The organism is Halobium salinum (assembly GCF_026586625.1).
GTDB lineage: Archaea > Halobacteriota > Halobacteria > Halobacteriales > Haloferacaceae > Halobium > Halobium salinum.
Window position 1 is genome coordinate 609,294 of record NZ_JAODIW010000010.1, and the last position, 14,927, is coordinate 624,220.

14 protein-coding genes are annotated in these 14,927 nt (G+C 70.0%); 9 read left to right on the forward strand and 5 right to left on the reverse strand.

Annotated features, from left to right (window positions below):
- Positions 1–42: 42 nt before the first annotated feature.
- The 3 genes from N5095_RS21700 to N5095_RS21710 all read left to right on the forward strand — a co-directional run bounded on the left by N5095_RS21700 (position 43) and on the right by N5095_RS21710 (position 2,151).
- Positions 43–1,026 carry a DUF7972 family membrane protein gene (locus N5095_RS21700; protein WP_267625288.1) on the forward strand — a complete coding sequence of 328 codons (984 nt, stop codon included), beginning with the start codon at positions 43–45 and terminating at the stop codon, positions 1,024–1,026.
- Between the two features lie 61 nt (positions 1,027–1,087).
- Positions 1,088–1,618 (forward strand): Mov34/MPN/PAD-1 family protein, encoded by a 531-nt coding sequence (locus N5095_RS21705; protein ID WP_267625290.1) that lies wholly within the window; start codon positions 1,088–1,090, stop codon positions 1,616–1,618.
- Positions 1,615–2,151 (forward strand): FAD synthase family protein, encoded by a 537-nt coding sequence (locus tag N5095_RS21710; protein ID WP_267625291.1) that lies wholly within the window; start codon positions 1,615–1,617, stop codon positions 2,149–2,151. The genes N5095_RS21705 and N5095_RS21710 overlap by 4 nt, the downstream gene beginning before the upstream one ends.
- A gap of 36 nt (positions 2,152–2,187) precedes the next feature.
- On the opposite strand, the gene N5095_RS21715 is transcribed toward N5095_RS21710, so the two are convergent.
- Positions 2,188–2,688, reverse strand: coding sequence for a DUF5793 family protein (locus N5095_RS21715; protein WP_267625292.1), 501 nt, complete (start codon positions 2,686–2,688; stop codon positions 2,188–2,190).
- A gap of 339 nt (positions 2,689–3,027) precedes the next feature.
- Here N5095_RS21715 and N5095_RS21720 point away from each other — a divergent pair, with 339 nt between their 5' ends.
- The 3 genes from N5095_RS21720 to N5095_RS21730 all read left to right on the forward strand — a co-directional run bounded on the left by N5095_RS21720 (position 3,028) and on the right by N5095_RS21730 (position 7,764).
- Positions 3,028–4,755, forward strand: a complete 1,728-nt coding sequence (locus tag N5095_RS21720; protein ID WP_267625293.1) for a type II/IV secretion system ATPase subunit — start codon at positions 3,028–3,030, stop codon at positions 4,753–4,755.
- Positions 4,752–7,004 carry a type II secretion system F family protein gene (locus N5095_RS21725; RefSeq protein ID WP_417337698.1) on the forward strand — a complete coding sequence of 751 codons (2,253 nt, stop codon included), beginning with the start codon at positions 4,752–4,754 and terminating at the stop codon, positions 7,002–7,004. Before N5095_RS21720 ends, N5095_RS21725 begins: the two co-directional genes overlap by 4 nt.
- 166 nt (positions 7,005–7,170) lie before the next feature.
- The gene (locus tag N5095_RS21730; RefSeq protein ID WP_267625372.1) at positions 7,171–7,764 is read left to right on the forward strand and encodes a class I SAM-dependent methyltransferase; all 594 of its coding nucleotides are present in this window, start codon (positions 7,171–7,173) and stop codon (positions 7,762–7,764) included.
- A gap of 84 nt (positions 7,765–7,848) precedes the next feature.
- On the opposite strand, the gene N5095_RS21735 is transcribed toward N5095_RS21730, so the two are convergent.
- The 4 genes from N5095_RS21735 to N5095_RS21750 form a co-directional block, all read right to left on the reverse strand.
- The gene (locus tag N5095_RS21735) at positions 7,849–8,475 is read right to left on the reverse strand and encodes an RAD55 family ATPase (protein ID WP_267625296.1); all 627 of its coding nucleotides are present in this window, start codon (positions 8,473–8,475) and stop codon (positions 7,849–7,851) included.
- Between the two features lie 59 nt (positions 8,476–8,534).
- On the reverse strand, positions 8,535–9,002 hold the full coding sequence (locus N5095_RS21740) for a DUF8057 family protein (RefSeq protein WP_267625297.1): 468 nt from the start codon (positions 9,000–9,002) through the stop codon (positions 8,535–8,537).
- Between the two features lie 2 nt (positions 9,003–9,004).
- A complete protein-coding gene (locus N5095_RS21745) occupies positions 9,005–9,697 on the reverse strand; it encodes an RAD55 family ATPase (protein ID WP_267625298.1) in 693 nt (230 codons plus the stop codon).
- Positions 9,698–9,912: 215 nt separating this feature from the next.
- Entirely contained in the window at positions 9,913–10,341 is a 429-nt protein-coding gene (locus N5095_RS21750; protein WP_267625299.1) for a chemotaxis protein CheW, read from the reverse strand.
- 237 nt (positions 10,342–10,578) lie between these two features.
- On the opposite strand from N5095_RS21750, the gene cheB reads away from it, so the two are divergent.
- The 3 genes from cheB to N5095_RS21765 are packed head-to-tail and all read left to right on the forward strand — an operon-like array spanning position 10,579 to position 14,926.
- A complete protein-coding gene (cheB, locus tag N5095_RS21755) occupies positions 10,579–11,721 on the forward strand; it encodes a chemotaxis-specific protein-glutamate methyltransferase CheB (RefSeq protein WP_390203736.1) in 1,143 nt (380 codons plus the stop codon).
- Positions 11,718–14,096, forward strand: coding sequence for a chemotaxis protein CheA (locus N5095_RS21760; protein WP_267625301.1), 2,379 nt, complete (start codon positions 11,718–11,720; stop codon positions 14,094–14,096). Before cheB ends, N5095_RS21760 begins: the two co-directional genes overlap by 4 nt.
- Positions 14,093–14,926, forward strand: coding sequence for a CheR family methyltransferase (locus tag N5095_RS21765; RefSeq protein WP_267625302.1), 834 nt, complete (start codon positions 14,093–14,095; stop codon positions 14,924–14,926). The genes N5095_RS21760 and N5095_RS21765 overlap by 4 nt, the downstream gene beginning before the upstream one ends.
- Position 14,927: the final 1 nt, after the last annotated feature.

The window sequence follows — 14,927 nt, forward strand, 5'->3', positions numbered from 1 at the left end:
ACCGTTCTCACGATGAGTCCTCCGTCCGTCCTTCCCGCGTCAGTGGTAGCGGAACTACGAACGTTTCGAGAGAGCCCGCAACGATGGGTCTACCTCGTCGGGAGCCGCCCCGTCGTGGGGGTCGGCCTCTTCGCCGCGTTCCTCTCGATTTTCTACGGGCTGTACGCGGTCGGACTGGTCCGCGTCCAGAACCCGACGGCGATACTGTACGTCCTCAGCAGTCTAGTCGGCGGCAACCTCACCCTGGTGACGCTCGTCATCACCATCAACCAGGTCATCATCTCCAGGCAGTTGGGTTCGCCCGGCGAACTGAGAGAGGAGATAGAGAATGTCAACGAGTTCCGCGAGCGGCTGTTCGACTCCGAAGACCGGCAGGTCGTCCCGGTGACGCCCTCCGACTTCCTGAAGGTGGTGCTGGAGAACGTCAGGCGCGACCTCCAGCGACTCGGCGGCCTGACCGCCGACGCCGCGGACGACGGGCTCAGGGAGGACGCGAACCGGCTCGTCACCGACCTCACCGACCACGTCGACACCGTGACGACCCTCATCGAGGAGTCCGAGTCGGGGACGTTCAACACGCTCTCGGTGCTGTTGACGACGAACTACGCCGACCGTATCTACCAGCTCCGACGGCTGAAGTCGAGCTACCGGGAGTCGCTGTCCGACGAGGCGACCGCCGCCTTGGAGGAGGTCGTGGCCGGACTCCAGGAGACCGACGTCGCCCGGCAGTACTTCAAGACGCTGTACATCCAGACGGAGCTGGCGTACGTCTCACGCGTGCTCCTGTACGCGGGGGTCGTCAGCGAGACCGTACTCCTGTCGGCGCTGCTCGTTCTGAGCTCGTCGAGCGGGACGACGACGCCCGAAGCGCTCCCACCCGCCGTGGCGCCGGGGCTCGCCGCCGTCGGCCTTCTCCCGCTCTCCGTGCTGTTCTCCTACGTGCTCAGGCTGGCCGTGGTGACCCAGCGCACCGTCGCCATCACCCCGTTTACCACCCCAGAGCAGGAGGACGAACTCGACGTCTGACCCACACCCGAGGACGGCACCATCCGCAACCCTTAGTTGCCGAGCCACCCGACAGTCGGGTATGCGACTGTTCCGGTCGAGCGAGATTATCGGCATCGCCGCCGACACGCTCGACTTCGCCCTCGAAGCGTCCGAGGAGACCCATCCGAACGAGTACATGGGACTGCTCCGCGGCGAGTCGGCCCGGAAACTCGGTCTCGACCGGAAAGGGACGGTGATAACCGACGTGCTCATCATCCCGGGGACGCGCTCGAACCCGGTCAGCGCGACCGTCCAGACGAGCATGATTCCCAACGACCGCAACGCGGTCGGCTCGGTCCACTCCCACCCGAACGGCGTCCTCAGGCCGAGCGACGCCGACCTCGCCACTTTCGGCAACGGCGACGCCCACATCATCATCGGCCACCCGTACGGCCGCGAGGACTGGCGCGCGTTCGACCGCGAGGGCCAACCCCGCGACCTCCCCGTCCTGGACGTGGAACTCCCGGACGCCGAGTCGTTCTTCGACTTCACGCAGGAGGACATCGACGCCGAACTGGGCGAGTCGGCGACCGACACCGGACGGGACCCCGACTTCTGGGAGGACCGATGAGCGGAAGCGACGGCGCGGAACCGACCGACGGCGCCGACGAGAACGACGGAAACGTGGGGGCCCCCGGGTCGACGACGCCCGGGGGACGACCCACGCGGGCGGTCGCACAGGGTACCTTCGACCTCCTGCACCCCGGACACGTCCACTACCTCTCGGACGCGGCGGCCCGCGCGGACGAACTCCACGTCATCGTCGCACGCCGCCACAACGTGACCCACAAGTCGCCACCCGTGTTGCCCGACCGCCAGCGCCGGGATATGGTCGCCGCGCTCGGCGTCGTCGACGAAGCCCACCTCGGCCACCCCGAGGACATCTTCGTCCCCATCGAGGAGATAGCCCCCGACGTCATCGTCCTCGGCTACGACCAGCACCACGACCCCGACTCGCTTCGGGCGGCGCTCGACGAACGAGGTCTCGACTGTCGAGTCGAGCGCGCGTCGGGCCGGGAGCCGCGCTACGAGGACGAACTGCTGTCGACCGGGCAGATAATCGACCGCGTGCTCGAGGAGCGCGGCGGGCGAGGGAACGAGTGAGGAGAGCGGCGTGCGGCCGAACCGGCCCGTGGACCGCTACAGTTCGACGCCCGAGGGGATGAGGCTCCGACCGCGGAGCAGGCCGCCGTCGGCGTCGTAGACGAGGAACGTGCTCTTCTCGTAGACGACGAGCGGCTCGCCCGAGACGTCGACTTCGACCCGGTAGCGTCCCTCGCCGTCGGCTCGTTTGCCGTACTCGCGGGCCGCGCGGATGAACGGGAGCACGTCGTCCGCGTCCTCGTTCAACTCGAGGATGAAGTCGCCCGTGAGTCGGTTCGTGACGGCGACCACCCCGGTCGCCGTCGGGTCGTCCGGGTCGCCCTGGAGGCGGAAGGCGACGTCCGTCTCCGCTGCGTCCAGCAGTTCGCCGTCCGCGCCGGTGAACCGTTCGCGGAGGGAGTCCGCCGGACGGGAGTCGTCGGTCGTAGCGTCGTCGGCCCCGTCGAAGTCGATTCGGACCAGCGGCTTCTCGGGGGAGCCGCCGTCGTCGACCCAGTCGACGTTCTCGACTGTCAGTTCGAAGTAGTCACGCCGCATTCGGTGTCCGACGATTGGGTGCCACGGCGTAAGAACGTAACGCCCTGTACCCGTTTTCGCCGTCCCCGACTCGCCGCCCCCACGAGTCGTCTTCGGTCGGCCCCGTCCGTGTCACGCAGTCCGCGGACGACTCGCACTGCTGGGCCGTCCAGACCAGTGACCTACGGAGAGACTCACTATTGGCGACAGGTTTATCCCCCTCTCCCCCTCGATACGTGCATAGTCCGGGCTCGGGCCGTCGGCCGCGAGTCCGAGTCGCAGCCACCGCGGCCCCGAGGCCAGTCCGGGGCCGGCGGTCGGCGACGCGTCGGAGGCGGGCCGACTCGGAGACAGCCACCTATGGACGAGGATACGACACAGCGACGACGCACCGGTAGGGGCACGGGGGCGACCGACGGCGGGGAGACGGGACGAATCGACAACGAGGGGCGGAGAGGCGCCGGGGACGCGACGACACTCGCGTCGCTCCGCCAGCGGCTCCGCCGCGTCGCGGACGTGCTCACTGGGTCGGCGGTCGACGTCCGGCCGCTCGACCCCGTCCGGGACGGGCCGCTCGGCACGTTCGACCCGCCGGTCGGCCAAGAGGTGCTCGAGCGCTACTGGGTGGACGCGCCCTACGCATACGTCGTCGTCACCTACGACCGACGGGAGAACGAACACCGCTACCACGCCGTCGAACCCGACCTCGATGCCTTCGAGCGCGACCTGCTCGAACGCGTGCGCGTCGACGTGCGCGAACCGCTCCTCTTTCGCGACGGGATGCCCGACTCCGAGGCGGCGCTCGTCGAGACCCTCCGCGAGGAGATTCGCGGCGTCGTCGAGGGGTACGGCGTCGAACTCGACATGGGCACGTTCCACTCGCTCGCGTACTACCTCGACCGCGACTTCCGCGGCTACGGGAAGGCCGGGCCGCTGTTCGACGACCCCCACATCGAGGACATCTCCTGTGACGGCTACGGGCGGCCGCTGTTCGTCTACCACGACGAGTACGACGACGTGGAGACGAACGTCGTCTTCGGGAGCGAGGAGCTCGACAGCTACGTCGTCCAGCTCGCCCAGCGGTCGGGCAAACACGTCAGCGTCGGCGATCCGGTGGTGAGCACGACCCTCCCCGACGGCTCCCGCGCCGAACTCGCCCTCGGCGAGGAGGTCACCCCGCACGGCTCCGCGTTCACCGTCCGGCAGTACGCCGAGGAGCCGTTCACCCCCATCGACCTCGTCGACTACGGCACGTTCTCCGTCGAGATGATGGCGTACTTCTGGCTCTGCATCGAGCACAACAAGTCGCTCATCTTCGCCGGGGGGACGGCGTCGGGGAAGACCACCTCGATGAACGCCGTCTCGATGTTCGTCCCGCCCCGCGCGAAGGTGCTCACCATCGAGGACACCCGCGAACTCGCGCTCCACCACGACAACTGGCTCTCCTCGGTCACCCGCGAGCGGCTCCACGACGGCTCCGACATCGACATGTACGACCTCCTGCGCTCCGCGCTCCGTCACCGTCCCGAGTACATCGTCGTCGGCGAGGTGCGCGGCGAGGAGGCCGTCACCCTCTTTCAGGCGATGAACACCGGACACACCACGTTCTCGACGATGCACGCCGACAGCGTCGAAACCGTCATCACCCGACTGGAGAACGAACCCATCAACGTCCCCCGGGCGATGGTCCAGAGCCTCGACCTGCTCTCGGTGCAGACGCTCACCCGCCACGCCGGCGAGCGGGTCCGTCGGGCGAAGGTCGTCGGCGAAATCGGCGGCATCGACGGCCGAACCGGTGAACTCGACTACGCCTCCTCGTTCCGCTGGGACGCCGTCGAGGACACGTTTCAGAAGAACGACAGCGGGCTGCTGGAGGAGATTCGGAGCGAACAGGGGTGGTCGCGCTCGGAGCTGCTGCGCGAGCTCCGGAACCGAGAGCGCTTCCTCACGACCCTCTCCGAGGCGGGGGTCGCCGACTACCGGCGATTCACCGCGCTCGTCAACGAGTACTACGCCGACCCCGACGCCGTGATGGACCGCATCGAGGACGAAGAACTGGTGGACGGGCGAGGGGTCGTGAGTCACTGACCGTGCTCGGGCTCCACCTGCTCCCGCTCCTCGTCGCGTTCGGCCTCTGTCTGAGCGTCGTCCTCGACCGGCTGGACCGACGGGTCGCCCTCGGGCTCACCCGCCTCGCCCTCGTCCTGTTCGGCGACTACGTCGGGCAGGACACCGCTCGGCGGACGCGCCAACTGCAACGGATGCGCGGGGCGCACGTCGCCGCCACGCACCGGACGTACGCCGCGCGGACGCTCCTCTTCAGCGGTGTGTACGGCGTCGCCGGCGCGGTCATCGGGGTGTACGCCGCCGGCTGGCTCGTCTCGACGCTCGGCGCGGAAGCGGCGCTCGCCGGCGCCCTCCCCGCTGCGCTCTCGTTCGTGACGAACCTCGGGAACCTCTCTGCGGCCGGCTTCGGTGGATTGTTCCTGCTCCTCCTGCTGTCGAGTGCCACCATCGGCGCCGGGTTGGCGGCCGCCACGTACTGGGGTCGGTGGGTGGCGCTCGACTCCCACGCCGCCACGCGGGCCCGCGCCATCGACGTCACGCTCCCCCGGTCGGTCGCGTTCGTGTACGCCCTCTCGCGGAGCGGGATGCCGTTCCCCGCCGTGATGCGCACCCTCGCCGCGAACCGTGAAGTGTACGGCGAGGCGGCGACCGAGTTCGGCGTCGCCGTCCGCGACGTGGAGACGTTCAACACCGACGTGCTCACCGCGGTCCAGCACGTCGCCCGGTCGACGCCGAGTGACGGCCTCCGGGAGTTCTCGGACAATCTCGCCAGCGTCCTCGGGAGCGGACAGAGCGTCTCGACGTTCCTGCGCGACCAGTACGAGCGCTTCCAGTCCCGCGCGGAGGCCCAGCAGGCGCAGTACGTCGAACTGCTCGCGACCTTCGCCGAGGTGTACGTCACCGTGCTCGTCGCCGGCCCGCTCTTTCTCGTTACCATCCTGGCCGTCATCGGCCTCGTCCTCGCGGACACCCTCCCCCTCGTGCGGGCCGTCGTCTACGTCGGCCTCCCGCTCGCGACGGTCGCCTTCGCGCTCTACGTCGACGCGATGACCACCTCGCTCCAGGGGCCGGCCGGCGGCGGCGAGGCGGGAGCGGTCGACGAAACCGGGGCGGTCGGCGGGGGGCGCGACGGGTCGACTCTCTCGGCGCCGGCCGCGGCCGACGACGACGAGGTCGGTGTCGCAGCCGCGGTCGCCGACGGCGGCGTCACCGCCGGGGCCGACCGTTGGGCCGAGAACCGCCGTCGACTGGGACTCCACCGGAGACTCGCCCCGCTCAGGGGCGCCGTCGCCGACCCCCTCGGGACCGTGCTCGGACGGCCGACGACGACGCTCGCCCTCACCGTCCCGGTCGCACTGCTGTGGGTGGCGCTGACGGCCGACTTCCCGGCCGAGGTCGCGTCGGCCGGCGTCGACGCCGTCGCTCTCTCAGCGCTCGACGTCACCGCGGCCCTCGGCGCCGTCGACGACGCCCTGATTCAGGGAGCGGCACTCGTCCTGCTCGTCTTCACGGTCGTCCACGAGCTTCGCCGCCGCCGACAACGGGCGATAGAGGCGGCGATGCCGGACCTGCTCGACCGGCTCGCGAGCGTCAACGAAGCCGGGATGACGGTCGTCGCGAGCGTCGAGCGGGTCGCGAAGAAGGATTCCGGGGCGCTCGCACCCGAACTGGAGCGGACGTGGCGGGACATCCGGTGGGGTGCCGACGTGTCGACCGCCCTCCGCCGCCTCGACCGCCGAGTCGGCTCCACGACGGTCACCCGGGCGGTGACGCTCGTCACGAACGCCATGCGCGCGAGCGGCGACGTCGGCCCCGTGTTGCGCATCGCCGCCGACGAGGCGCAGACGAGCCAGCGGCTGAAACAGGAGCGTCGACAGGAGATGCTCACCTACCTGATGGTCATCTACGTCTCCTTCTTCGTCTTCCTCGCCATCGTCACCGCCCTCCTCGTGGCGTTCATCCCCGCCATCGACGCGGCGCAGGCCGCACAGGCGGCACAGAGCGCCGCCGCGGGTGGGTCGGGAGCGACGACGGCGGGCGGCGGGCTGGGCGCTCTCGGTTCGGTCGACACCGCGGCGTACGCACAGGCGTTCTACCACGCCTCGGTCGTGCAGGCGCTCTGCTCGGGTATCGTCGCGGGCCAGCTGGGCGGCGGGCGGGTCGCCGACGGGGCGAAACACGCGCTCGTGATGTTGCTGGCGGCGTACGCGACGAACCTCGCGGTACCGACGCTGACGACGCTGTGGCAGGCGACGGTCGTCGCCGGTTAGTCACCGAGCCCGTTTCGAGGGAGCTTTCACCTCCCTCCGTCGACCACCGACCGTGACCGCGAGCGACGGCGACGACGACACCGAGGGCGACACGCCAGCCGGCGAGGCGGCGGACGCGCACCCGACGACCGGCGACGCCCGCACCGTCGGCGACACCTACGACCGAATCGCCGGCCACTTCGCGAAGACCCGCGAGTACGCGTGGCCGGAGGTCGAGTCGTTTCTGGAGGGCCGCCGCGGCGCCCGCGCGCTCGACCTCGGCTGTGGCAACGGCCGCCACGCCGAGCGCCTCGCCGAGCACGCCGACCGCGTCGTCGGCCTCGACGCGAGCCGCGGCCTGCTCGCCGAAGCCCGGGCGCGCGCCGCGGAGCGAGGGTTCGCGGTCGACCTCGTCCACGGGGACGCGGCGGGGCTCCCCTTCGCCGACGACGCGTTCGACCTCGCGGTGTACGTCGCCACGCTCCACCACCTCGCGCCGCGCGAGCGCCGGGTGGCGAGCCTCGACGAACTCGCGCGCGTGCTCGCTCCGGAGGGTCGGGCCGTCGTCAGCGCCTGGAGCACGGCCCACGACCGCTTCGAGAAGAACGAAGGATTCGACACGAGCGTCGACTGGACGCTCCCCGGCGGCGAGACCGTCGGCCGGTTCTACCACATCTACGACCCCGCGGAGTTCGAGGCGGACCTGACCGCGAGCGCGCTCCGCGTGGAGGAGACGTTCGTCTCCAGCGGGAACTGCTACGCCGTGGTCGGTGGGCCGTGACGGCGGCGGGAGGTGGAAACGGTCCGGGAGGAGCAACGGTCCGTGGGGAGGAACCGCGGGGAGGCGGAACGGTCGGGGGAGCGCTCAGAACGCCGTCCACTCGCCGACCCCGCGTCGACTCCGGAGACGGTACTCGCGGTCGTCCTCGACGCGCGTCTCGATGACGGCGTCGAAGGGGTCGTAGAGGGTGTGGAGGGTCTGTTCGTCGTGCATCGTCGAGCCGACGGTGGCGACGCCGGTCCAGCCGGAGTCCTCGATTTGGCCCGTCAGCACGCGGACGAAGCGGTAGACGCGCTGGGCGTCGAAGTACATCAGGAGCGTCGAGAGGGAGTGAAAGCCGACGGCGACGTCCGTGTACCCGCGGGTGCGGAACGTCTCGGCCACGTCGGTGAACTTCACGCCGATGGCGGTGAGGTTCTCCGGCGACCCGGCGTGTTTGACCAACTCGGTCTCGGCGCCCTCCCCGGGGGCGACGCTGACGCAGTCGACGACGCCGAACCCCTCCGGTGGGGCGGTACCGGCGAGCGCCTCGAAGTCCTCGCGCACCTCGTCGGCGCCGTCCTCGGTGGAGACCAGCAGCGCCTGCTCGCCGAGCGCCGACACGAGCCGCAGGAGGAGTTCGTACTTGCCGGACATCGGCGGTCCGGTGACGAGGACGTTCGACCCCTGGCGGATATCCGCCGTCGGTAACACGTCCTCGTCGGGGTTCATACCGCGACGTTCGGACCGCACCGTACAAAACTCTTCATTCTCGGCCGCCGACGAGGGGGTCACTCACGGCGCAGAAACGGGGGGAATCGGAGCGCCTCGCGGTCGTCGGGGTCGACCCGGTCGAGCAAACTCGCTCTGGAGAGCGCGTCCGGTCGGTCGGTGGCGCGGGGTCCGGACCGCGTACCGTCCGCTCCCTCCTCCGTACCCGTCTCCGCCTCGTCCCCGTCCTCGTCGTCGTCTGCGTCCGTCGACTGCGGAGGCCGGTCGTCGACGAGCGTCTCCCAGACCGCCGCGTCGTCCTCCAGTTCGGGCCGGAGCGACCCGCCCTTCTGTCGACCCTCGTGGAAGGCGAGTTCGACCATACTCCGGTCGTAGGCGGTGTCGACCGCGGAGACGAGTCGGTCGAGTTCCGCCTCGTCCTCGTCGCCGCAGGCGGCCGCGACTCCGAGCGCGAACGCCCGCGTGAGCGCGTCCTCGCGCTCCAGGCCGGTCCAGTCCGTGCCGAAAGCGTCCTCGTAGCGGTCCACGACTACTCCACGGTCCCGGTCGCGTCGACGGCCACCCCGTCGGCGCCGAACGAGACCGGGTGGATATCCGTATCCACGTCGGTCCCGCGCATCTTCACGACCTGGACGCCCCGGCGCATCCCGTCACCCTCGAGGTAGTTGTGCATGAACACGACGCCGTGGGCGAGGTAGTGCTCGTCGGAGTAGGAACTGGGGTCGGTCATCTCGGCGATGAGGACGACGGTGGCGTCGGTGCGCTTGAGCGAGGAGAGAAAGCCGATGAGGGTGTCCTCGTCGTCGTCGAGGAAGTACCGCAACAGCATCGTCGAGTCGATGACCAGCCGCTTGATGTCGCGGGACTCGACGAAGCTCACGATGCGGTTCGTGAGGTTCGACTTGTCGTAGCGGTCGCCCGGCAACCCGAAGAAGCGCTTCCCGTCGTTCGAGAAGGCGTCGAGGAAGGTGACGCGGTCGCTCTTGACCGCGCGGCCGAAGTCGAACTCGTAGTTCGCCATGTCCTCGACGATGTCCTCTTTCGTCTCGTGCATGCTCAGGAACAGACACCGCTCGCCACGGAGGGCGCCCGCGGTGACGAACTGTGAGGAGAAGGTGGTCTTGCCGCTGCCCGGAGGGCCACAGACGACGTACAGTCGGCCGGCGGGGAGCCCCCCGTCGACGAGGTCGTCGAAACCGTCGACGCCGCTCGAGATACGCATGGGGAGGGTCTTGGACGAACTCGACATAAGGGTTCCCCCTCGGTTATCAGCTTTGAAAAAAACCGCGGGCCGACCGGCGAGGACGCCGGACGGGGAGCCTCGGCGGTGGCGTCGCCGCCGCCGAAACGACACGCCCCGGGTCGCCTCGGGTCGGGTCGGTGTGGCGGGTCGTTCGCGGTGGGTCGCTCTCGGGAATCGGTCGCCGGAAGCCGTGGTCAGCGGGCGGCGAGCGGGTCCACCCAGACGACGAACCCGTCCTCGCGCTTGACGACGCCGCGGACCCCCTCGTCGTCGGAGAGCGTGGAGTCGTCGAGCGAGTCGGGGTCGACGGTGATGACCTGGTACACCTCGTCGACGACCCACCCCATCGCGCCGCCGTCGCCGGCCTCGTCGGGGTCGAAGACGACGATGCGGTTTCGCCCCTCGCCGGCGCCCGACGCGTGGATGTCGAACACCTTCTTCGGGTCGACGATGGAGGTGGTCCGCCCGCGGAGGTCCATCACGCCCTCGACGTGGGGCGGCGAGTTGGGGATGCGCGTCAGCTCGCCGGCGTCGACGATCTCGTCGATGTAACTGATGTCGAGGCAGTACGACTCGTCGCCGAGCCCGAACTCCAGCACCTGCGTGGTCGCGGCACGTGACATTTGACTGAACCTCGAAACGGCCGGAGGTAAAGCTATCCCCAGGATTATCAGCCGTGATTCTCGGGGCGGTGTCTTTATTCGGCCCGTTCGGGTAGCGTTTCCCGAGCGAAATGTACGGGGAACGAACGGACGGAGGTGGTCGCGGGCGACCCGCCGAGGCGGGGCCGTCCCTCGGTCACGGAGGTGCCGGTGCCGAGCGATAGCCCGCGGGCGGTCGTCGTCGACGACTCCCGGTTCATGCGCGGACTCATCGGCGACGTGCTCGCCGAGGGCGGCGTCGAGGTCGTCGGCGAGGCCGCCGACGGGAGCGACGCGGTCCGCGTCGTCGCCGAACACCGCCCCGACGTGGTGACGATGGATTTGGAGATGCCGGAGATGAACGGCATCGACGCGGTCGAGGCGGTTATGGCCGAGGTCCCGACGCCAATCCTCATGCTCTCCGCCCACACCGAGGACGGCGCCGAGGTGACGTTCGAGGCGCTCGACCGCGGTGCGGTCGACTTCTTCACCAAACCCGGCGGCGAGATATCGACGGGCGTCAGCCGACGCAAGGCACAGCTCGTCGAGAAGGTCCGCGAGGTGGCGACGGCCGACGTGTCGACGCCGCTCGCGCGGTCGAGCGCCGGCGTGGACGGCCCGTCCGGTTCGCGGGCGGGTCCGGGTGGAAGACGGACGCCGGCGGTCGGCTCCTCGTCTCCGGCGGGACCGACCGACGGTGGCGGCACCGACACCCGACAGGCCGGGTCGGCCTCGGTCTCGAACTCGACGGCGGGGCCGACGACCGACGCCTACGTCGCGAACCCGACGCTGGTCGTCGGCGCGTCGACCGGCGGCCCGAACGCCGTCGAGCGCGTGCTCTCCGAACTTCCGCGCGCCGCCGACTTCCGCGTACTCGTCGTCCAGCACATGCCGGCGGCGTTCACCCGCCGGTTCGCGGAGCGCCTCGACGCGAAGAGCGACTACGACGTGTACGAGGCGACCGACGGCGCACGCATCGGCGGCGGCGAGGCGCTCGTCGCCGAAGGTGACACGAACACCCTCGTGTCCGGGTACGCGAACGGTCGACTGCGGGTTCGACTCACCGACGAGGACTACGACAAGGGCGTTCAGCCGTCGGTCGACGTGACGATGGAGTCGGCCGCCGAGGCCGTGACTGGCCCGCTCGTCGGCGCGGTGCTGACCGGCATGGGGGCCGACGGCGCCGCCGGCATCCGCGCGATGTCACGAGCGGGCGGACACACGCTCGCCGAGAGCGAAGAGTCGGCGACGATTTACGGGATGCCGAAGCGGGCAATCGCGACCGGTGCCGTCGACGACGTGCGCCCCATCGACGCGGTCGCGAGCGGCATCTGCGACGCGGTCAGGGATGGTACGAGATGACGAGTGACCACACACAGGCGTTCATACACGAGGCCGAAGAGGGTATCACCGAGCTGAACAACGCGTTGCTGGCGCTGGAGGCCGACCCCGACGACCGCTCGGCGATGGACGGCATCTTCCGCGTCGCCCACACGCTGAAGGGCAACGCCGCGGCGATGGGGTTCACCGACGCCAGCGGCCTCGCCCACGCGCTGGAGGACCTCCTCGACGAGGTCCGCGCCGACGAAATCGAGGTGTCCCCGGAGCTGATGGACCTCCTGTTCGCCGGCGTCGACGAACTGGAGGCGATGCTGGGTGAGATTGCCGAACACGGCGAGTCCTACACCGACCCCTCGGACACCGAGGCGCGCGTCCGCGCCGTGATGGACGCCGGCGGCGTCGACGAGAACGGCCTCGGGGCGCGCGTCGGTTCGGACACCGGCGCCGAGAACGGCGTGGACGCCGACACCGAACCCACCGAGGCCGACGGAGCCGAGACCGACGCGGCCGCAGACGACACCGGCCCTGTCGATGCCGACACCGAGTCCACCGACGACGCCGACCTCCCGCTCTCGGCGGACGAGGTGCGCGCGGTGGCCGACCTCGCGGCCGAGGCGGACGGCCGGCTGTTCAGCGCCCGCGTCTCGGTCGGGGACAGCGCGATGAAGGGCGTCGACGCGATGTTCGCCGTCCGCGCCGTCGAAGGAACGTTCGCCGACTTCCGGACCGTCCCCGACCGCGCGGCCGTCGAGGAGGGCGACTACGGGGAGGCGTTCGACGTGTTCGTCGCCGCCGAGGACGCGACGGCGGTGGAGTCGACGCTCGACGGCGTGAGCCAGGTCGACTCCGTCGTCGTCAGCGACGTGACCGACGCGTTCGACGCCGACGCGGCCGCCGGTGAGCCGGTCGACGCCGACGACGGGACGGCGACCGACGACCGAGGGGTCGGGGAGCGGGCTCACGACGGCGCCGACGAGACGGAAGAGGAGACGACCGAAGGCACCGAAGCCGACGACGGCACCGAAGCCGACGACGGCGCCGGGGCCGGTGCTGGCGCCGGTGCCGACGACGGCGCCGAGACCGACGACAGCGGCGACGCCGATAGCGTCGGCGACACGACGTCGGACTCGCCGCCCGAGAAGAGCACCGAGTCGAGTCGGGACGACATCGCCTCCGTCCGGGTGGACGTAGACCAGCTCGACGAGCTGTACGGGCTGGTCGAACAGCTGGTGACGAGCCGCATCAAACTCCGCCGAGAGATGGAGGCGGTCGGCGCGGAGAAGTCCGAGAACCTGGACGAACTGGACAAGATATCCTCGAATCTCCAGAACACCGTGATGGACATGCGGCTCATCCCGCTGAAGAAGGTCGTCAACACCTTCCCGCGGCTGGTTCGGGACGTCGCCCGCGACCAGGGCAAGCAGGTCGCCTTCGACATCGAGGGCGAGGACATCGAACTCGACCGGACCATCCTCACGGAGATTCGCGACCCCCTGATGCACATCCTGCGCAACGCGGTCGACCACGGCATCGAGTCGCCCGAGGAGCGCGAGGCGGCCGGCAAGGAGCCGAAGGGGACCATCGAGCTGACCGCGACCCGCGAGCGCGACCACGTCACCATCCGGGTCGCGGACGACGGCGCCGGCCTCGACGTGGAGCGCATCCGCGAGAAGGCCGTCGAGAAGGGCGTGAAGACCCCCGGCGAACTGGAGGAGATGACGGACTCCGAGGTGTACGACCTCGTGTTCCACCCCGGCTTCTCGACGAACGACGAGGTGACCGACGTCTCGGGTCGCGGCGTCGGGATGGACGTGGTCCACTCCACGGTCAAACAGCTCGACGGGAGCGTGAGCGTCGACTCCGAGCCGGGCGCGGGGACGACAGTCTCCCTGCGCCTGCCGGTCACCGTCGCCATCGTGAAGGTGATGTTCGTCGAGGTCGCCGGCACCGAGTACGGCATCCCGGTGAAGAACATCGACGAGGTCGCTCGCGCCCGCGACGTGCGGACGGTCAACGGCCGCGAGGTCGTCGAACACGACGACGACATCTTCCCGGTCGTCCGCCTCGGCGACGTGCTGGGCGAGACCGCCGCCAGGGCCGCGAGCGGGGAGCCGCCGGCCGCGGCCGACGGCGGCTCCGTACAGACCGGTTCGGACCCGCCCGGGACGACCGACGACGCGGCGACCGCCGGCGTCGGCGGCGGCGAGGACGGGATGCTGTTGCGCATCCGGCCCGAGAAGCGCGCCGTCGCGCTCCACTGCGACGCCGTCCTCGACCAGGAGGAGGTGGTGGTCAAACCGCTCGAAGGCGTGTTGTCGGGCATCCCCGGCCTCTCGGGGACCGCCGTCCTCGGCGACGGGGACGTGGTGACCATCCTCGACGTGGTGACGCTATGAGCCGCTCCCGGAAGCGGGACGACGCCGGCTTCGGCCGCGTCGTCGAGTTCGTCGCCGACAGCGTCGACTTCGAGCCGGACTACTACAACGACGACTACCTCGGCCGGCGGGTCACCGCGCGGATGCGCCGACGCGACGCCGACAGCTACGACGCGTACCTCCGCGAGCTCCGTTCCGACTCCGAGGAGCAGGCCGCCCTGCTCGACGCGCTGACGGTGAACGTCACGAGCTTCTTCCGCAACGTCGAGATGTGGGAGGCCCTCCGGCCCGTCCTGCGCGAGTTGACGAGCGAGCACCGCCGGGTTCGGGTGTGGAACGCGCCGTGTGCCGACGGCCGCGAGCCGTACTCGCTGTCGATGCTCGCCCACGACGACCCCGACATCAACGAACGGCGCCTCCGCATCACCGCGACCGACATCGACGGCGCCGCCCTCGACGCCGCGCGCGAGGGCGTCTACGAGACGACCCGGACGACCGACATCGGCGAGGAGCTCTCGCCGCTCTCCGACCCCGAACAGTACGTCGAACGCGACGGGGACAGCTTCCGCGTCAGGGACGGAATCAAGCGCCCCATCTCGTTCGAGCGCCACGACCTCATCCGGGACGAGGCGAAGTCGGGGTTCCACCTCGTGTTCTGTCGGAACCTGCTCATCTATATCGACACGGAGTACAAGCGGCCGGTGTACGACACCGTGACCGGGGCGTTGGAGCCGGGGGGCTACTTCGTCGTCGGGATGACCGAGTCGCTCCCGCGCGACCTGCGGGGTGGGTTCGAGACGGTCGACAAGCGTCGACGCATCTACCGGCGGCGGGAGGCCGGGGAGGAGTAGG